We start from the raw sequence: 18,461 nt of genomic DNA, 5'->3' as shown, positions 1-18,461 counted from the left end.
GTCCTGTTCGTCCTACTCGTCCGCGGGCGCGGCGGCGGTCTTCTCGGCCACCGCCGTCTTGGCCACGGTCTTCTTCGCGGTCGTCTTCTTCGCGGTCGTCTTCTTGGCCGCCGTCGTCTTCTTCGCGGCGGCGGTCTTCGTCGCTGTCGCCTTCTTCGCCGGGGCCTTCTTGGCGGGCGCCTTCTTCGCCGTCTTCTTGGCGGGGCCCTTCGCGCGCTTCTCCGCGAGCAGCTCGTAGCCCCGCTCCGGCGTGATGGTCTCGACGTCGTCGTCCCGCCGCAGCGTCGCGTTCGTCTCGCCGTCCGTCACGTACGGACCGAAGCGGCCGTCCTTGACGACCACCGGCTTCTCGCTCACCGGGTCCGTGCCCAGTTCCTTCAGCGGCGGCTTGGCCGCGGCCCGGCCCCGCTGCTTCGGCTGTGCGTAGATCGCGAGCGCCTCGTCGAGCGTGATCGAGAAGAGCTGGTCCTCGGTCTCCAGGGACCGCGAGTCCGTGCCCTTCTTCAAGTACGGGCCGTAGCGGCCGTTCTGGGCCGTGATCTCCACGCCCTCGGCGTCCGCGCCGACCACGCGCGGCAGCGACATCAGCTTCAGTGCCTCGTCCAGGGTCACCGTGTCGAGGGACATCGACTTGAAGAGCGAGGCCGTGCGCGGCTTGACCGCGTTCTTGCCCGTCTTCGGGGTGCCCTCGGGCAGGATCTCCGTCACGTACGGTCCGTAGCGGCCGTCCTTGGCGACGATCTCGTTGCCGCTGACGGGGTCCTTGCCCAGCTCGAACTCGCCGCTCGGCTTCGCGAACAGCTCCTCCGCGTACCCGACCGTCAGCTCGTCCGGGGCCATGTCGTCGGGGACGTCGGCGCGCTGGTGGCCCTCCGCGTCCTTCTCGCCCCGCTCCACGTACGGCCCGTAGCGGCCGACGCGCAGCACGATGCCCTCGCCGACCGGGAAGGAGGAGATCTCCCGGGCGTCGATCGCGCCCAGGTCCGTGACCAGCTCCTTCAGACCGCCCAGGTGGTCCCCGTCGGCCGGCACGACCTCGGTCGCGTCCTCCGAGCCGAAGTAGAAGCGCTTCAGCCACGGCACGGACTGGGCCTCGCCCCGCGCGATGCGGTCGAGGTCGTCCTCCATCTTCGCGGTGAAGTCGTAGTCGACGAGCCGGCCGAAGTGCGTCTCCAGCAGGTTGACCACGGCGAACGACAGGAAGGACGGCACGAGCGCCGTGCCCTTCTTGAAGACGTAGCCGCGGTCGAGGATCGTGCCGATGATCGACGCGTACGTCGACGGGCGGCCGATCTCGCGCTCTTCGAGCTCCTTGACCAGCGAGGCCTCGGTGTAGCGGGCCGGCGGCTTGGTCGAGTGCCCGTCCGCCGTGATCTCCTCGGCGGCGAGCGCGTCGCCCTCCGCGACCTGCGGCAGGCGCTTCTCGCGGTCGTCGAGCTCGGCGTTCGGGTCGTCCGCGCCCTCGACGTACGCCTTCATGAAGCCGTGGAAGGTGATCGTCTTGCCGGAGGCGGTGAACTCGGCGTCGCGTCCGTCGGAGGCCCGGCCGCCGATCTTCACGGTGACGCTGTTGCCGACCGCGTCCTTCATCTGGGAGGCGACGGTCCGCTTCCAGATCAGCTCGTACAGGCGGAACTGGTCGCCGGTCAGACCCGTCTCGGCCGGGGTGCGGAAACGATCACCCGAAGGCCGGATCGCCTCGTGCGCCTCCTGCGCGTTCTTGACCTTGCCCGCGTAGACGCGCGGCTTCTCCGGCAGGTAGTCGGCCCCGTAGAGCTGGGTGACCTGCGCCCGCGCCGCCGACACCGCGGTGTCGGACAGCGTGGTGGAGTCGGTACGCATGTAGGTGATGAAGCCGTTCTCGTACAGCTTCTGCGCCACCTGCATCGTCGCCTTCGCACCGAAGCCCAGCTTGCGCGAGGCCTCCTGCTGGAGCGTCGTCGTACGGAAGGGGGCGTACGGGGAACGGCGGTACGGCTTGGACTCGACCGAGCGGACGGCGAACGAGGCGTCCGCCAGCGCGGCGGCGAGCGCCCGAGCGTTCGCCTCGTCGAGGTGCAGCACCTCGCTCTTGAGCTGCCCGTTCGAGCCGAAGTCGCGGCCCTGCGCCACGCGCTTGCCGTCCACCGTGTTCAGGCGGGCGACCAGCGTCGAGGGGTCGGAGGCGTCACCGGCGCGGCCGGTGGAGAAGGTCCCGGTCAGGTCCCAGTACTCGGCGGAGCGGAAGGCGATGCGCTCGCGCTCCCGCTCGACGACGAGACGGGTGGCCACCGACTGCACGCGGCCCGCCGACAGCTTCGGCATGACCTTCTTCCACAGGACCGGCGAGACCTCGTAGCCGTAGAGGCGGTCGAGGATGCGGCGGGTCTCCTGGGCGTCGACCATGCGCTGGTTCAGCTCGCGCGGGTTGGCGACGGCGTCGCGGATCGCGTCCTTGGTGATCTCGTGGAAGACCATCCGGTGGACGGGGACCTTGGGCTTGAGGACTTCCTGCAGGTGCCACGCGATGGCTTCGCCCTCGCGGTCCTCATCGGTGGCGAGGAAGAGTTCGTCGGACTCGGCCAGCAGCTCCTTGAGCTTCCTGACCTGGGCCTTCTTGTCCGCGTTGACGACGTAGATCGGCGCGAAGTCGTGTTCGACGTCGACGCCGAGACGGCGGACCTCACCGGTGTACTTGTCGGGAACCTCGGCCGCGCCGCTCGGGAGGTCGCGGATGTGCCCGACGCTCGCCTCGACGACGTATCCCGGGCCGAGGTAGCCCTTGATCGTCTTCGCCTTGGCTGGGGACTCGACGATGACGAGTCGGCGGCCGCCCTTTGCGGTCTCGCTAGTCGGGGACAACTTGGCTCTTCTCTCCGGTCGGCACTCGGTCGCGGTACGGCGACGCTGCGGAGTGTGACGGTACAACCCGCCCCCGTGTCAAACGGCAGAAGCCCGCAACGGCCACTCGAACGGTAACCCGACAAGTGCCGTTTCTGCCGCCCGGATGCCGCGCCGGGGCGTTCCCGATCACCGGGCCGGGTGGCCGCGGGGCCGTCCGGCGCCGCTCCCGCACCCCGTCCCACGTCGGCTTTCCCGGCCGGATCGGGGCCGAACCGGGCCCTCGTACGGACCCTCGCACTCCGGTGTCGGAGCCGGGCGAGGCACCACGCCCCGAGGCCGGCGAGCCCCCGCCGGCGAGCCCCCTTCGGCGAGCCGGATCAGCGCGGCCGCCACGGCGGGGGCGCACGCTCTCGGCCACCGGCTCGCGGTGCAGGGCGCGCGCCCCCGTCCAGGCTGGCAGAGCGGCCCCGAACAGCAGGAACACGGCCGGCGCGAAGATCGCCGGACCGTTTTCCGTGCCGCTCCCCCTACCCCCGGGCCACCCTCGGGATTCCCCCCGGAACCCGCTGCGCAGGACACTGCCAGCCCCGGGGATACAGCGGGCGAACTCCGGGTTACATCCCGGCGCCGCTAGTGCGCGGGGCCCCGCCCCGGCTCCAGGAATCCCTGCTCGACCAGCATCCGGATGGACTCGGGCGTCCGGTCCCGCAGCACCACCGGATCCTCCTGCACCAGCTGCGCGATCGCGTCGAGGATCCGGCCCGCGGTCAGTGAGCCGTCACACACTCCGGCGAAGCCCGCGCCGACCGTGTCGACCTTGGTGGCGCGCCGCATCCCGCGGTTCTGCCGGAGCACCACGTGCTCGGGGTCCTCCGCGCCGGGCGCGCCGACCTGCTCCTGCACGACTTCCTCGGCCAGCACGAAGTACGCCTCCAGCAGCGCCGCGTCATCGTGTTCCCGCAGGTAGTCCTGGCGGGCGAAGTGGGCGAGCACCGCCTCGCCGAGCGGCTGCTCCACCGTGTGCGGCCACTCCTCGACCACGATCGAGGGCTCGGCGGCGTCCGACCGGCGCAAGGTGATCCAGCCGAAGCCGACGGACTTCGTCTTGCGGGCCTCGAACTCGTCCAGCCAGTCCTCGTACCGCCGCGCGTACTCCTCGGGGTCGGTCCGGTGGTCGCCCGCGTCGCGCAGCCACAGCTCCGCGTACTGCGTCACGTCCTGCACGTCACGCTGCACGATCCAGGCGTCGCAGCCTTGCGGCACCCAGGAGCGCAGCCGGTCGCGCCAGTCCTCGCCCTCGACGTGCTGCCAGTTGCCGAGGAACTGCGCGTACCCGCCCGGGTTGAGCCGTGCTCCGGCCCCCTGGACCAGGGTCCGGCACAGGTCGTCGCCGCCCATTCCGCCGTCGCGGTACGTCAGCCGGGCACCCGGGGAGATCACGAACGGCGGGTTCGACACGATCAGGTCGTACGTCGCCTCGCCGACCGGTTCGAAGAGGGACCCGGTGAGCAGCTCGGCCTCCGGTGCGCCCGACAGGGCCAGCGTCAGACGGGTGAAGTCCAGGGCGCGCGGGTTGACGTCGGTGGCGGTGACCCGGGTCGCGTGCCGGGAGGCGTGCAGCGCCTGGATGCCCGATCCGGTGCCGACGTCGAGGGCGGAGCCGACGGGGGTGCGGACGGTGATCCCGGCCAGCGTGGTGGAGGCACCGCCGACGCCGAGGACCACCCCCTCCTCACGGCTGCCGATCCCGCCGGCCCCGCCGACGGCGCAGCCGAGGTCGGAGACGATGAACCAGTCCTCGCCGTCCGGGCCGCCGTACGGGCGTACGTCGACGGTCGCGTGCACCTCGTCGCCCTCCAGCCGGAGCCAGCCGTCGGCCAGGGCCGCGTCGACGGGGAGCGCGGCGGCGGCGTTCACGTACGGCTCGGGCTGCTGGAGCAGGAACAGCCGGACCAGGCTCGCGAGCGGGCCGTCGCCGGCGCCGCGCGTGGCGCGCAGGGCGGGGACCGTCTCGCTGCGGGCCAGGGCGGCGTAGGCGGGGGCGCCGAGCAGGTCGAGCAGCCCGTCGGCGGTGAAACCGGCGGCCAGCAGGGCACTGCGGAGTTCGGCGGCATGGGCGGACGTGGGAAGGCTGGTGGTACTCACGCGTCCATTGTGTCCGCTGGGGCCCCTCCTGCCGATCAGCCGGGCCCCGTACGCGCGAAAGGGCGGCCGCGGCCCCTTCCGGGACCCGGCCGCCCTGAGCGGACGCCCTACTTCGGCGTGGGCGACGGCGCGGCGACCTGACAGCCCTTCTGGGCGTTGATCGCCTTGTCCAGACCGCCCGCGTTGAGCGTGGCGAGGGCGTCCTGGCCGCCCTTCGTCGCCTCCTGGAGGCCGCCCGCGACCTCCTTCAGGCCGTCGGCGAACTTCGTCTGCTCCTTGGGGTCGAGAGCGTCCATCTTCGTCTTCAGGTCGGCGTACCCCTTGGACGTCGACTCGAAGCCCTTGGCGGCCTCCTGCTGAGTCGCCGCGCCGTCCTTGACCGGCGGAACTCCCGCCGACTGCAGGGCGGCCCCCATGGTCTTGTACGACTCCGACATGGTCGCGAAAGCCGCGGAATCGGTCTGCTGGACCTCCTCGGGCTTGCTGCTCTCCGTCGCCACGCGCTTGATGTCGGCGTTGGCGGTCTCGATCTTCTTCAGTTCGGGCTGCCACTTGTCGCAGACCTTCTTGGCCCAGGCGCTGGCCTTCTCGTCGGTCTCGTCCCCGCCGCAGCCGGACAGGACGAGCATCAGCACCGCACCGCCCGACAATGCGGCCGCAAGCTTCTTGTTCACCGGATTGGTCCCTTCGAAGGCTCTCGGCCCGGAAGATACACGCCTGCCATCCGGGGACGCACAAAGGCGGACAGACGGCGCGTCAGTCCGCGCTGCCTGTCCGCCCTTCGGGCGTACGGCCGGCCCTGCCCGGCCCCGCCCGTCCTGCTGCCGGGACCTCGGGTCAGGAGACCGTCGCGGGGTCGGCCGGCTGCTGGGCCACCCGCTCGGCGGCTCCGCCCTCGGTCTCGTCGCCGACCGCGATGCCGCGGCGCTTGGACACGTACACCGCGCCGATGATGACGGCGATCGCGAGGACCGCGACGATCGCCCGCACGGTCGGGTTGGTGTCCGGGCCGTAGCTGAACTGCACGACGGCGGGGGCGATCAGCAGCGCCACCAGGTTCATGACCTTGAGCAGCGGGTTGATCGCGGGACCGGCGGTGTCCTTGAACGGGTCGCCGACCGTGTCGCCGATGACGACCGCGCCGTGGGCCTCGCTGCCCTTGCCGCCGTGGTGGCCGTCCTCGACGAGCTTCTTCGCGTTGTCCCACGCACCACCGGAGTTGGCGAGGAAGACCGCCATCAGCGTGCCCGTGCCGATGGCGCCGGCGAGGAAGGAGCCGAGCGCGCCCACGCCGAGGGAGAAGCCCACGGCGATCGGGGTGAGGACGGCGAGCAGGCCGGGCGTGGCGAGCTCGCGCAGCGCGTCCTTGGTGCAGATGTCGACGACGCGCCCGTACTCGGGCTTCTCGGTGTAGTCCATGATCCCGGGGTGCTCGCGGAACTGGCGGCGCACCTCGTAGACCACGGCGCCCGCGGAGCGGGAGACCGCGTTGATGGCGAGGCCGGAGAACAGGAACACGACCGCCGCACCCAGGATCAGCCCGACCAGGTTGTTGGGCTGCGCGATGTCCAGGCTGAGGTTCATCTCCCCGGCCTTGGCCCCGACTTCCCTGACCGCGGTGGCGATCGCGTCGTTGTACGAGCCGAAGAGCGCCGCCGCGGCGAGCACGGCCGTGGCGATGGCGATGCCCTTGGTGATGGCCTTGGTGGTGTTGCCCACGGCGTCCAGGTCGGTCAGGACCTGCGCGCCGGCGCCCTCGACGTCGCCGGACATCTCGGCGATGCCCTGGGCGTTGTCGGAGACGGGCCCGAAGGTGTCCATGGCGACGATGACGCCGACGGTGGTGAGCAGGCCGGTGCCGGCCAGGGCCACCGCGAACAGCGCGAGCATGATCGACGTACCGCCGAGCAGGAACGCGCCGTAGACGCCGAGACCGATGAGCAGCGCCGTGTAGACGGCGGACTCCAGGCCGACGGAGATGCCGGCGAGGACGACGGTGGCCGCGCCGGTCAGGGAGGACTTGCCGATGTCCCGGACGGGACGGCGGTTGGTCTCCGTGAAGTAGCCGGTCAGCTGCTGGATCAGGGCCGCCAGCACGATGCCGATCGCGACGGCGACGACGGCCAGGATCCGCGGGTCACCGGAGTGGTTGGAGATCGCCGCGTCCTCGACGCCGATGAGCTCCTTGTAGGTGGCCGGCAGGTAGGCGTAGACGGCGATCGCGACCAGCACCAGGGAGATCACGGCGGAGATGAAGAAGCCGCGGTTGATGGCGGTCATGCCGCTGCGGTCGGAGCGTCGCGGGGAGACCGCGAAGATGCCGATCATCGCGGTGACGACGCCGATCGCGGGGACGATCAGCGGGAAGGCGAGGCCCAGGTCGCCGAAGGCGGCCTTGCCGAGGATGAGCGCGGCCACCAGGGTGACCGCGTAGGACTCGAAGAGGTCGGCCGCCATTCCGGCGCAGTCTCCGACGTTGTCGCCCACGTTGTCGGCGATGGTCGCGGCATTGCGCGGGTCGTCCTCCGGAATGCCCTGCTCGACCTTGCCGACCAGGTCGGCGCCGACGTCGGCGGCCTTGGTGAAGATGCCGCCGCCCACGCGCATGAACATCGCGATCAGGGCGGCGCCGAGACCGAAGCCCTCCAGGACCTTGGGGGCGTCGGCGGCGTAGACCAGCACGACGCAGGAGGCGCCGAACAGGCCCAGGCCGACGGTGAACATGCCGACCACGCCGCCCGTGCGGAAGGCGATCTTCATCGCCTTGTGGGCCACCTCGGTCAGGTCCTTGGCGGGCTCTCCCTCGGCGGGGGTCGCCTCCCGTGCGGCGGCGGCGACGCGGACGTTGGCGCGGACCGCGAGACGCATGCCGATGTAGCCGGTGGCCGCCGAGAAGATGGCACCCACGAGGAAGAAGGCGGAACGTCCCGCCCGCTGCGTCCAGTCGTCTGCGGGAAGCAGGAAGAGCAGGAAGAAGACCACGACGGCGAAGACGCCGAGGGTGCGCAGCTGCCGGCCGAGGTAGGCGTTGGCGCCTTCCTGGACGGCCGCGGCGATCTTCTTCATGCTGTCGGTTCCCTCGTCGGCGGCGAGGACCTGGCGGACCAGGATCTGCGCGACGACGAGTGCGGCGAGTGCCACGGCCGCAATGACGATCACGATGAGCCGATTGTCATCGGTGAGTACTGCGGATGCCAGATCCGTGGTGCGATCCGGCGCGATAGGGGTGAAGAGCCCCGTCATTCGTCCTCCTTGACGTGATGAGCTCAAGATGTGGACGGATTGTAGGGAGCGCGCCCCGATCAAAACAGTGCGCAGGAAACGCAATTGGCGTGCTCTTGCTCCTCAGCAATAGATCGCGTCACTCCATTACCCTCGAAAGTGGTAATGGGACAAAGGCATTGACGGCCGGTCATTGATCTAGGGAAATGAAAAAGGCCCTGCTCAGCAGGGCCTTGATAAAGATCGGAAGATATGAAGGGCCGTACGCCCGGTGGATCTCAGGGAAGATCGGAGGACCCGGACACGGGCCAGCTCATCCGGATGGTCCCGCCCGATTCACCACTGGTCACCTCGACGTCGTCGACGAGCCCGCTGATCACGGCGAGACCCATCTCGTCCTCCGTGTCGGTGTCGGGGTCGAGGGCCGCGTCGAGTCCGGACACGGCCTCGCCCGAGCCACCGCCGGGCGCGGGCACCTCGTCGCCGACCTCGATGGAGAACGTCTTGTCCTCCTCGGTCAGGACCACCCGGACGGGCCCGGTCAGCCCGTAGCTGCGATGCAGTCCGACGGCACGCGAGCAGGCCTCACCCACGGCGAGGCGGACCTCGTCGAGGACGGCTTCCTCCACACCGGCCCGGCGCGCCACGGCGGCCGCGACGAGGCGGGCCGTCCGGACGTGTTCGGGCTGGGCGCTGAAGCGCAGTTCAACGGTGGCCATGCGCGTCCCCCTCGGACTACGGGCGTGCCTTGACAGGGGCCCGGGCCGTCCACGGCCCGGTACCCCCGCTCTCCTTGCCGGCTCCCGGCCGCCCGAAGGCCGCCGAGGGCCGCCTGGAGACGTCAGTCGGTGGCGTTGACGGCGTCTTCCACCGTGGTGTGGATCGGGAAGACCTTGGTCAGACCGGTGATGCGGAAGATCTTCAGGATGCGCTCCTGGTTGCACACCAGGCGCAGCGAACCCTCGTGCGCACGGACGCGCTTGAGACCTCCCACCAGCACACCAAGTCCGGTGGAGTCGAGGAAGTCCACTCGCTCCATGTCGACAACCAAGTGGTAGCTGCCGTCGTTCACCAACTCGACCAACTGCTCGCGCAGCTTGGGCGCGGTATACACATCAATCTCGCCACCGACCTCCACGACCGTACGGTCGCCGACAGTGCGAGTCGACAGGGACAGGTCCACGGATCCTCCAGCACCTTGCTATCGAGCGGCGCCCCCTAGGGGCCTCCCCACCCGAAGGTAGGCGAGGGATTGGCTGCCGCGATGGCATTCAATCACTTACCGGCAGGCGCGCACGACGCCTTCGGACCATTGTCCCGCACGCCGGTGACACACTCGGTTCCAATGGCCAATACTCACGGTCCCGGACGGCCCAAGCCACCCGTGGACCCAAGACCCACTCCCGGCACGGTCCTGGACCGCCTGTCACGGGGGCCTTCCCGAGCTGCGCGCATCACCCATACGGAGCACTTGCCCCCTCGGGCGGGTCGTCATGCAGTCTGGCCCGATCGCATCCGAACGGATGTCGTAGCCGCGATCCAGGCCGCGGGCATCGACCATCCGTGGGAGCACCAGGCCGCGGCGGCCGAGCACGCCCTGGACGGCGAGTCCGTGGTCGTCGCCACCGGCACCGCGTCGGGCAAGTCCCTGGCCTACCTCGCGCCCGTGCTCTCCGCCCTCGCGGACGGCGCCGAGGCCCCGAACGGCAGGGGTGCCACCGCCCTGTACCTGGCCCCCACCAAGGCCCTGGCGGCCGATCAGCGGCGGGCCGTACGGGAGCTGGCCGCCCCGCTGGGCAACGCCGTGCGGCCCGCCGTCTACGACGGGGACACGCCCGTCGAGGAACGCGAGTGGGTGCGCCAGTACGCGAACTACGTCCTGACCAACCCCGACATGCTGCACCGCGGGATCCTCCCGGCCCACCCGCGCTGGTCCTCCTTCCTGCGGGCCCTGCGCTACGTCGTCATCGACGAGTGCCACACCTACCGCGGGGTATTCGGCTCCCACGTGGCTCAGGTCCTGCGCCGGCTGCGGCGGCTGTGCGCCCGCTACGGCTCCGAACCGGTCTTCCTGCTGGCCTCCGCCACGGCCAGCGACCCCGCGGCCGCCGCGTCCCGGCTGACCGGCGTACGGGTGATAGAGATCACCGACGACGCCTCTCCGCGCGGCGAGGTGGTCTTCGCCCTGTGGGAGCCGCCGCTCCTCACCGAGCTGCGGGGCGAGAAGGGCGCTCCCGTACGCCGAACGGCCACCGCGGAGACCGCCGACCTGCTGACCGACCTGGTGGTCCAAGGGGTCCGCACGGTCGCCTTCGTCCGCTCCCGGCGCGGCGCGGAGCTGATCTCGGTGATCACGCAGGAGCGGCTCGCTGCGGTGGACCGCTCGCTGGCCCGGCGGGTCGCGGCCTACCGGGGCGGCTACCTGCCCGAGGAGCGCCGGGCCCTGGAGCGGGCCCTGCACTCCGGCGAGCTGCTGGGACTGGCCGCCACGACGGCCCTGGAGCTGGGCGTGGACGTCTCCGGGCTGGACGCCGTACTGATCACCGGGTACCCCGGTACGAGGGCCTCCCTGTGGCAGCAGGCCGGCCGCGCAGGGCGGGCCGGCCAGGGCGCCCTGGCCGTGCTGATCGCCCGCGACGACCCCCTGGACACCTACCTGGTCCACCACCCCGAGGCGCTGTTCCGCCAACCGGTGGAGGCCACCGTCCTCGACCCCGACAACCCGTACGTCCTCGCCCCCCACCTGTGCGCGGCCGCGGCCGAGCTGCCGCTGACCGACGCCGACCGGGACCTCTTCGGCCCGACGACCGAAGAACTCCTCCCCCAGCTGGAAGCGGCGAAGCTGCTGCGCCGCCGGGCGACGGCCTGGCACTGGACCCGCCGGGAGCGGGCCTCGGACCTGACCGACATCCGGGGCGGCGGCGGCCGCCCGGTGCAGATCGTCGAGGCCGCCACCGGCCGGCTGCTGGGCACGGTCGACGAGTCCGCCGCCCACACCGCCGTCCACGACGGGGCCGTCCACCTCCACCAGGGCCGCACGTATCTCGTGAAGCATCTGGACCTCGAGGATGCGGCGGCCCTCGTGGAGGAGGCCGATCCGCCCTTCTCCACCACCGCCCGCGACACCACCTCCATCTCCATCCTGGAGACCGAGACCGAGATCCCGTGGGGCTCGGCCCGGCTCTGCTTCGGTTCCGTCGAGGTCACCAACCAGGTCGTCTCCTATCTGCGCCGCAAACTGATCACCGGCGAGGTCCTGGGCGAGGCCAAGCTGGACCTGCCGCCCCGCGTCCTGCGCACCCGGGCCGTGTGGTGGACGGTGACCGAGGACCAGCTCGACGAGGCCCGGATCAACCCGGAGATCCTCGGCGGAGCTCTGCACGCCGCCGAGCACGCCTCCATCGGCATGCTCCCGCTGTTCGCCACGTGCGACCGCTGGGACATCGGCGGCGTCTCCGTGCCGCTGCATCCCGACACCCTCCTCCCCACGGTCTTCGTCTACGACGGCCACCCCGGCGGGGCCGGCTTCGCGGAGCGGGCCTTCCACACCGCCGCCGCCTGGCTGACGGCGACCCGTGACGCGATCGCCGCCTGCGAGTGCGAGGCCGGCTGCCCTTCCTGCATCCAGTCCCCCAAATGCGGCAACGGCAACGACCCCCTCCACAAACGTGGTGCCATCCGCCTCCTCACCCGGCTCCTCGCCGAATCCCCACCGACCCCGCCCGCCGAGCCCGCCCACTGAGCCCGCACACTGACCCGTCCATCGGCCCGTGCCAGGCCCTGACCCGGGCCCTGGCACCTCCCGAGTCCCGCACCGGTCCCCTGGCCCCGCCTCACTCCGGCGACGCCCGAGGCGGGCCCGCACGGGCCGCGACGGCGGGGGCGAAGGGACCCGCCGTCACCCGGGCCGTCACCTCGGCGACCTCCCCGTGGAGACGGCAGCCGGCGAGCGCCGCCTCCTGAGCCCGGGCCACCCGCAGCGCCGTGGCGCAGGCGGTCTCCGGTCCGTGCGCCCAGGTGGCCGCCGCCGCGAGCGCCGCGAGGTCCGCGGCGGCGGCCGCCCGGTGCCGGGCCACCACGGCCTGGCCGAGCAGCAGCACCCCGCCGAACACCGCGCCCAGCACCGTGGCCACCAGGGCCGCCCAGACCGTGGCCGAGCCCCGGTCCCGGCTCACGGCGGCGGCCCCACGCTGTCCTCGGCCAGGGCCACCGCCTGCGCCCCGAGCCGTACGGGCAGCCCGCCCGGCCCCGGCGCGGGCGCCGCCACCCGGACCCGCCAGAGGTCGCCGACCCGCTCCAGCTCCACCCGCGCCCCCGGCGGCGCGGCCTCCTCGGCCGCCGCCACGGCCACCGCGGCCGGCTCCGAGCGGGACGCCGCCCGGGCGCCGGCCCGGGCCGCGTCCACGCACCGGATCTGCGCGGCCGCCGCCATCAGGGCCCACACCAGCAGCGCCGCGAACAGCACCAGCGCCGGGATCACGAGGGCGGCCTCGGCCGTCACATATCCCCGGTCCCCGATTTTCCGGCGCGCCGGCGACTTCCCCTCAGAAGGGCACATCGAGCGCCTTCCCGATGGTCGACTGAAGGGCCGTCGCGACGACTTCGCTCGTCACCACCTTGTAGAGAACGGCCGCGAATGCGCAGGCCGCGATCGTGCCCATGGCGTATTCCGAGGTGGACATCCCCGCGTCGCCCCCGCGCCCGCTCAATGCCGTCCGCAGCCGAAACCAGATGATCCTCATGGCAAACCTCCTGTGAGTTTCCGTTGTTGATGTGTGTGGTCAATGCGACGTCAGGTGTTCGAGAGAAGTCCCGAGGCCATTCCGATCACCACCGGTGCCACCCCGATCGCGAGAAAAGCGGGGAGGAAACACAGCCCCACCGGCGCGGTGACGAGCACCGCCGCCCGCTGCGCCCTGGCTCCCGCCCGGCGGGCCCGGTCCTCCCGGAGGCCCGACGCGAGCCGGGAGACCGGTTCGGCCGCCGGCACCCCCGTCCGGGCGGCCCGTTCCAGGCATTCCGCGAGTGCCCGGGCGCCCGGTATCTCCGCCAACCTCCCCCACCCGGCGCCCGGTTCGCCGCCGAGCCGCAGCTCCGCCCCGGCCCGCGCCAGCCGCTCGCCCACCGGGCCGCCCAGTGACTCCCCGACCACTTCCGCGGCCTCCACCGGCCCCGCCCCGGCCGCCAGACACGCGGCCAACAGATCTGCGGCGAACGGCAGCTGACGCTCCGCCTCCCCCGCATCGACCTCGGCCGGCGGCCGCGCCCTGGCCCGCCACCGCCACACGCCGATCGCGGCCAGCACGCCGACCACCGCACCCGCAGGCCCGCCGACGAGCACCCAGCCCGCCAACAGCGCCCCGGCCGGCGCGGCCCATGCCACCGACGCGCCCCGTACCGCGGAAGCGAACGCCGCTCCGCGAGGGACCTGTTCCGCCCCGAGCAGCGCCGCGATCCTGCGCCGGGCCGCCCGCTCCCGGACCCGCGCCACCACCGCCGACCCGACCAGCCAGAGGGCCGCCACCGCGACGCACAGCGCGATCCCCAGCCTGTGGACGAAGACGCCGTCCATCACCGCTCCCCCGCCCGTACGATCCGCCGGCACCACAGCAGACCCAGCGCCTCCAGCAGCACGCCCGCCAGCAGGCACCCCCAGCCCATCGGGGTGTGCAGCAGCACCCTCAGCGGATCCGCCCCCAGTCCGGTGCCGATCAGCAGGCCCACCAGCGGCAGCAGGGCGAGCACCAGCACCGTCGAACGCGCCCCCGCCAACTGGGCCCGCAGCGACTCCTGTCGGTCGCGCTCCGCCCGCAGGGCCCCCTCCAGCCGGTCCAGCCCGGCGGCCAGCCCCGCACCGCCGTCCACGGACACCCGCCAGCAGGCAGCCATCCCGGCCAGCCCCTGCGCGCCGGACTCCCTCGCCGCCTGGCGCAGCGCTCCCGGCACGTCCCCGCCGAACGCCGCGGCGGCCAGCACGCCCGCCTCGGCCGCTCCCGGCCCGCCGGGGCCCGGGGCGGTGCGCCGCATCGCCGCCGTCAGCGCCTGCCCGGGCTGGGCCCCCGCCCGCAGCTCGCCCACCACCGCCCCGCACAGGGCCACCACCTCGGCGGCCCGCGCCGCCCGGGCCCGTTCCCGCGCCCGTACCCGCAGCCATCGCCGCAGCAGCGGCAGCGCCGCCGCGCCCGCCAGCAACGGAATCACCGACCCGCCGAGCACCGCGACCAGGAGACCGGCTCCGAGGCAGGCCCACTCGCGCCACCTCGCGGCCCGCACCCGTACGGCGATGAGCAGCCGCTCCCAGTGCAGCGGGCCGCCCGGAACCGCCGGAGCGCCCCCGGCCAGTACCACCCGGGCCCGCCGGGCCACGCGGTCGCCCCCGGAGAGCCCCCAGGCGGCCGCCCCGGCGCAGATCATCCCGGCGAACACCGGCACGGGCAGCCCCGCCGCGGCGCTCACCGGACACCTCGCAGCAGCGGACGCAGCCGGTCCCAGCCCTGCTCGCGCACGAACCCCCGGGCAGACCAGCGCAGCGCCGGTACGGTGACCACCAGTCCGGCGGCGTCCCGCTCCAGCACGTGCACCTCGGCCAGGCGTCGGCGCCCCTCACGGTCCCGGACGAGGTGGAGCACCAAGGTCAGCGCGGCCGCCAACTGGCTGTGCAGGGCGGCCCGGTCGAGTCCGGCAGCCGTCCCGAGCGCCTCCAGCCGGGCCGGGACGTGGGCGGCGGCATTCGCGTGGACCGTGCCGCAGCCTCCTTCGTGTCCGGTGTTCAGCGCGGCGAGCAGATCCGCCACCTCGGCGCCCCGCACCTCTCCGACCACCAGCCGGTCGGGCCGCATCCGCAGCGCCTGCCGGACCAGGTCCGCCAGGGTGACCAGGCCAGCCCCTTCCTGATTGGCCGGCCGGGTCTCCAGCCGCACCACGTGCGGATGGTCGGGGCGCAGCTCGGCCGAGTCCTCGGCCAGCACGATCCGCTCACCGGGCCCGACCAGCCCCAACAGGGCGCTGAGCAGGGTGGTCTTGCCGGTTCCGGTGCCGCCGGAGACGAGGAACGACAGCCGGGCCTCGACCATCTCGCGGAGCAGCCGGTGTCCGCCGGGCGGCAGCGTGCCCGCCACGACGAGCTCCTCCAGCGTGAAAGCCCGCGGCCGCACCACCCGCAGCGAGAGGCAGGCCGAGCCGACCGCCACCGGCGGCAGCACGGCGTGCAGCCGGGTGCCGTCCGGCATGCGGGCGTCCACCCAGGGCCGGGCGTCGTCGAGGCGCCGCCCCGCCACGGCGGCCAGGCGCTGGGCGAGCCTGCGCACGGCTTCGGGGTCGGCGAAGGTCACCCCGGTCAGTTCCAGCCCGCCACCGCGGTCCACCCACACCCGGTCGGGGGCCGCCACCAGCACATCGGTGACCTCCGGGTCGGCCAGCAGCGCCTCCAGAGGGCCGGCGCCGACCAGCTCGGACCGTAACTCCGCGGCCACACCCAGCACTTCGGCATCACCGAGCAGCCGGCCCTGGGCGCGCAGGGCCGCCGCCACCCGCGCCGGGGTCGGTTCCGCCCCGCTCTCGGCGAGCCGGCGGCGCACCGCGTCCAGCAGTACCGCGCTCATGCCGGCACCCCCTGGGACGGACCGAGCGCCCGCTGCCAGAAGCCGTCGCAGAAGCGGGCCAACGCGCCCCGCCCCTGCGCCCCCGGCGGTTCCCCCTCGGCCACCCGCCCCGGAAGTCCCACCTCGACCGGCACCTCGCCGGCCAGCGGCGCACCCAGCAGCCCGGCCACGGCCTCCGGATCAAGACCGCCCGGGCAGCGGCCCCGTACGACGACGCGCACGTCCCGCGCCACCATCCGCACTCCGGCCGCCACCCGGCCCGCGGCGGCCACCGACCGCAGCTCACCCGGCACCACCATCAGCACCAGGTCGAGCTGGGCCAGCACCTCGGCCACGGCTTCGTCCACCCGCCGCGGGAGGTCGACCACCACGACCCCGCCCCGGCGGCGCGCGGCGGCCACCACCGACCGCATCGCAGCGGGCGGCACCACCACCCGGTCCCCGCGGTCCCAGCTGAGCACCCGCAGGGCGTGCAGCTCGGGCAGGGACTCCTCCAGGGCTCCGGCGCCGACCCGCCCCCGCGACGCCGCGAAGTCCGGCCAGCGCAGCCCCTCGGCGCTCTCGCCGCCGAGCAGCACGTCCATGCCCCCGCCGAGGGGATCGCCGTCGATGAGGATGGTCCGCTCCCCGGCGCGGGCGGCCCGGACGGCGAGCGCGCAGGCGAGGGTGGAGGCTCCGGCCCCGCCGGCGCCGCCGATCACCCCGACGGCGAGGGCGGGCCGTCCGGCCCCTTCGACGACGTCGGCGATGCGGTCGACGAGCAGGCTCTCGGCGTCGGGAAGGCGCAGCACCTCCTCGGCACCGATCTCCACCGCGCGCTGCCACACGAGGGGGTCGTCGAGGTCGCGGCCGACGAGGAACACGCCGGTCCTGCGCGGCGCCCCCCGCACCCGCCCCGCGGCGTCGTCCCCGACGAGCACGAGCGGCGCGGATTCCCAGCCAACACCTGCGGAGCCCGGGTCGCTTGCGCCGGCCGGGCCGCCCGCTCCGTCCTGTTCGGCCACCCCGTGGCGCACGTGCGGCTCGGCGCCCGCGGCGGCGCACAGCCTCAGCAGGTCGTCGAGGAGCACGGGGTCCTCGGTGATGATCAGCGGCCGGCCCCCACCGGGTGCGGCCGGGACCCCCGCTCCGCCCCCCGCCACCGCGGACTCCGGCGTTTCGCACGACTTCGATCGAGCCATGATCTCGGCCCCCTTCTCACTGCAAATCCAGCACCGCGGACTTCGCGGCTGGAATCACCGTGCAGCGATCAGGAAAAACAAGTGGATCTTGCTCGATATCTGTGGACAACCCGTCGATTGTGAATAACCCGGTCACCCTCCCAGGTGAGTTCCGGAGCGCGGCGGAACCACTACGCAGCGTCACGAGTCTGATGTGGTGAGGGCCTTCGCCGCGTCGGCCCCGCAGAAGAGGAGGGCCGCAGACATGGTCACTTGGGGCCGAAGGAGGGGACGCGAACCGCGTCCGGACATGCGACGACCCCCGCCGGGGGGGAGAGCGGGGGTCGTCCCCACGGTCCGACTCGGGGGGGGAGGAGCCAGACCGGGTTAGCACGGTCGCGAACGATCCGTGACTTCCATGGTGTACCCGAGAGCCTTCTCAGGCAAACCCACGCGCCACACCTTACGCCGAATGGTGGGCGCATATGCTCGGGGCGTGGAAAATCAGCCCTTGCCGCACTCCTCGCCTCGCACCGCAGCCTTCTTCGACCTGGACAAGACGGTCATTGCGAAGTCGAGCACCCTGACGTTCAGCAAGTCCTTCTACCAAGGCGGCCTGATCAACCGGCGAGCCGTGTTGCGGACCGCGTACACGCAGTTCATCTTCCTGGCCGGCGGCGCCGACCACGACCAGATGGAACGGATGCGGGAGTACCTGTCCGGCCTCTGCAAGGGGTGGAACGTGCAGCAGGTACGGGAGATCGTCGCGGAGACCCTCCACGACCTCATCGACCCGATCATCTACGACGAGGCCGCCTCGTTGATCGAGGCCCACCACACCGCGGGTCGCGACGTCGTGATCGTGTCGACCTCCGGCGCGGAAGTCGTCGAGCCCATCGGGGAGATGCTCGGGGCGGACCGGGTCGTCGCCACGCGCATGGTCGTGGGCGAGGACGGCTGCTTCACCGGGGAGATCGAGTACTACGCCTACGGGCCCACGAAGGCGGAAGCCGTGCGCGAGCTCGCGGAGTCCGAGGGGTACGACCTCGCCCGCTGCTACGCCTACAGCGACTCGGCCACCGACATCCCGATGCTGGAGGCCGTGGGACACCCGCACGCGGTCAATCCCGACCGGGCGCTGCGGCGGGAAGCCGTGGCCCGCGAGTGGCCCGTGCTGGTGTTCAACCGCCCGGTGCGGCTCAAGCAGCGGGTGCGCGGGCTGTCGATGCCCGCGCGCCCGGCCCTGGTCGCCGCGGCCGCCGTGGGCGCGGCCGCCGCCACGGCGGGGCTGGTCTGGTACGCGAGCCGGCGCCGGGCCCACGCGCTCGCCGCCGCCGCGTCTGCCTGAATGTCCTGAGCTGCACCGATACGGGCTGTCCGTTTCACCCGAACTCGTCCCGGATAGTAAAAAGTGGAGCCAGGGGTTTCGCATGGCTCCCAAGCGGAGTACAAATAGAGCAACGGCCCGCGAGACCAAAGAACATCCGAGAGGATCATCTTTAAAACGCAG

15 protein-coding genes are annotated in these 18,461 nt (G+C 72.6%); 2 read left to right on the top strand and 13 right to left on the bottom strand.

Annotated elements, in window-relative coordinates:
* Nucleotides 1-12 precede the first annotated feature (12 nt).
* From topA to bldG, 6 genes are all read right to left on the bottom strand, one after another.
* On the bottom strand, nt 13-2,841 hold the full coding sequence (gene topA, locus ACFYP3_RS04600) for a type I DNA topoisomerase (RefSeq protein WP_388826640.1): 2,829 nt from the start codon (nt 2,839-2,841) through the stop codon (nt 13-15).
* Nucleotides 2,842-3,453: 612 nt separating this feature from the next.
* On the bottom strand, nt 3,454-4,968 hold the full coding sequence (locus ACFYP3_RS04595) for a methyltransferase (protein ID WP_388826637.1): 1,515 nt from the start codon (nt 4,966-4,968) through the stop codon (nt 3,454-3,456).
* A 107-nt stretch (nt 4,969-5,075) separates the two neighbouring features.
* Nucleotides 5,076-5,642, bottom strand: a complete 567-nt coding sequence (locus ACFYP3_RS04590; protein WP_388826634.1) for a small secreted protein — start codon at nt 5,640-5,642, stop codon at nt 5,076-5,078.
* Nucleotides 5,643-5,805: 163 nt separating this feature from the next.
* Nucleotides 5,806-8,211 (bottom strand): sodium-translocating pyrophosphatase, encoded by a 2,406-nt coding sequence (locus ACFYP3_RS04585; protein ID WP_388826631.1) that lies wholly within the window; start codon nt 8,209-8,211, stop codon nt 5,806-5,808.
* 257 nt (nt 8,212-8,468) lie between these two features.
* Nucleotides 8,469-8,909 (bottom strand): ATP-binding protein, encoded by a 441-nt coding sequence (locus ACFYP3_RS04580; protein ID WP_388826628.1) that lies wholly within the window; start codon nt 8,907-8,909, stop codon nt 8,469-8,471.
* A 122-nt stretch (nt 8,910-9,031) separates the two neighbouring features.
* On the bottom strand, nt 9,032-9,373 hold the full coding sequence (gene bldG, locus ACFYP3_RS04575; RefSeq protein WP_008743037.1) for an anti-sigma factor antagonist BldG: 342 nt from the start codon (nt 9,371-9,373) through the stop codon (nt 9,032-9,034).
* A gap of 81 nt (nt 9,374-9,454) precedes the next feature.
* Here bldG and ACFYP3_RS04570 point away from each other — a divergent pair, with 81 nt between their 5' ends.
* Nucleotides 9,455-11,932 (top strand): DEAD/DEAH box helicase, encoded by a 2,478-nt coding sequence (locus tag ACFYP3_RS04570; protein ID WP_388826623.1) that lies wholly within the window; start codon nt 9,455-9,457, stop codon nt 11,930-11,932.
* Nucleotides 11,933-12,023: 91 nt separating this feature from the next.
* Here the strand turns inward: ACFYP3_RS04570 and ACFYP3_RS04565 are convergent, their stop codons facing one another.
* From ACFYP3_RS04565 to ssd, 7 genes are read right to left on the bottom strand one after another with little or no spacing between them, the layout of a single operon-like run.
* Complete coding sequence (locus ACFYP3_RS04565) at nt 12,024-12,365, bottom strand: Rv3654c family TadE-like protein (RefSeq protein ID WP_388826620.1); 342 nt, start codon at nt 12,363-12,365, stop codon at nt 12,024-12,026.
* Entirely contained in the window at nt 12,362-12,748 is a 387-nt protein-coding gene (locus ACFYP3_RS04560; RefSeq protein ID WP_388826617.1) for a TadE family type IV pilus minor pilin, read from the bottom strand. The genes ACFYP3_RS04565 and ACFYP3_RS04560 overlap by 4 nt, the downstream gene beginning before the upstream one ends.
* Nucleotides 12,735-12,932, bottom strand: a complete 198-nt coding sequence (locus ACFYP3_RS04555; RefSeq protein WP_351286394.1) for a DUF4244 domain-containing protein — start codon at nt 12,930-12,932, stop codon at nt 12,735-12,737. Before ACFYP3_RS04555 ends, ACFYP3_RS04560 begins: the two co-directional genes overlap by 14 nt.
* 50 nt (nt 12,933-12,982) lie before the next feature.
* A complete protein-coding gene (locus tag ACFYP3_RS04550) occupies nt 12,983-13,762 on the bottom strand; it encodes a type II secretion system F family protein (RefSeq protein ID WP_388826614.1) in 780 nt (259 codons plus the stop codon).
* Nucleotides 13,762-14,604 carry a type II secretion system F family protein gene (locus ACFYP3_RS04545; protein WP_388826895.1) on the bottom strand — a complete coding sequence of 281 codons (843 nt, stop codon included), beginning with the start codon at nt 14,602-14,604 and terminating at the stop codon, nt 13,762-13,764. The genes ACFYP3_RS04550 and ACFYP3_RS04545 overlap by 1 nt, the downstream gene beginning before the upstream one ends.
* 38 nt (nt 14,605-14,642) lie before the next feature.
* Nucleotides 14,643-15,791, bottom strand: coding sequence for a TadA family conjugal transfer-associated ATPase (locus ACFYP3_RS04540; protein ID WP_388826611.1), 1,149 nt, complete (start codon nt 15,789-15,791; stop codon nt 14,643-14,645).
* The gene (gene ssd, locus ACFYP3_RS04535) at nt 15,788-16,972 is read right to left on the bottom strand and encodes a septum site-determining protein Ssd (protein ID WP_388826608.1); all 1,185 of its coding nucleotides are present in this window, start codon (nt 16,970-16,972) and stop codon (nt 15,788-15,790) included. The genes ACFYP3_RS04540 and ssd overlap by 4 nt, the downstream gene beginning before the upstream one ends.
* A 451-nt stretch (nt 16,973-17,423) precedes the next feature.
* On the opposite strand from ssd, the gene ACFYP3_RS04530 reads away from it, so the two are divergent.
* Complete coding sequence (locus ACFYP3_RS04530; protein ID WP_388826605.1) at nt 17,424-18,299, top strand: HAD family hydrolase; 876 nt, start codon at nt 17,424-17,426, stop codon at nt 18,297-18,299.
* Nucleotides 18,300-18,461: the final 162 nt, after the last annotated feature.

The sequence above is a fragment of the Streptomyces sp. NPDC005533 genome (genome assembly GCF_042871845.1).
Lineage (GTDB): Bacteria > Actinomycetota > Actinomycetes > Streptomycetales > Streptomycetaceae > Streptomyces.
This window is presented reverse-complemented; position numbering and strand designations above follow the sequence as displayed.

Excerpts from the sequence above, each read along its gene's own strand:
- ACFYP3_RS04560 (WP_388826617.1), bottom strand. The coding sequence starts at position 12,748 with ATGTGCCCTTCTGAGGGGAAGTCGCCGGCGCGCCGGAAAATCGGGGAC.
- ssd (WP_388826608.1), bottom strand. The coding sequence starts at position 16,972 with ATGGCTCGATCGAAGTCGTGCGAAACGCCGGAGTCCGCGGTGGCGGGG.
- ACFYP3_RS04540 (WP_388826611.1), bottom strand. The coding sequence starts at position 15,791 with ATGAGCGCGGTACTGCTGGACGCGGTGCGCCGCCGGCTCGCCGAGAGC.
- ACFYP3_RS04545 (WP_388826895.1), bottom strand. The coding sequence starts at position 14,604 with ATGATCTGCGCCGGGGCGGCCGCCTGGGGGCTCTCCGGGGGCGACCGC.
- ACFYP3_RS04555 (WP_351286394.1), bottom strand. The coding sequence starts at position 12,932 with ATGAGGATCATCTGGTTTCGGCTGCGGACGGCATTGAGCGGGCGCGGG.
- ACFYP3_RS04530 (WP_388826605.1), top strand. The coding sequence starts at position 17,424 with ATGGTGGGCGCATATGCTCGGGGCGTGGAAAATCAGCCCTTGCCGCAC.
- ACFYP3_RS04550 (WP_388826614.1), bottom strand. The coding sequence starts at position 13,762 with ATGGACGGCGTCTTCGTCCACAGGCTGGGGATCGCGCTGTGCGTCGCG.
- ACFYP3_RS04585 (WP_388826631.1), bottom strand. The coding sequence starts at position 8,211 with ATGACGGGGCTCTTCACCCCTATCGCGCCGGATCGCACCACGGATCTG.
- ACFYP3_RS04570 (WP_388826623.1), top strand. The coding sequence starts at position 9,455 with ATGGCATTCAATCACTTACCGGCAGGCGCGCACGACGCCTTCGGACCA.
- ACFYP3_RS04580 (WP_388826628.1), bottom strand. The coding sequence starts at position 8,909 with ATGGCCACCGTTGAACTGCGCTTCAGCGCCCAGCCCGAACACGTCCGG.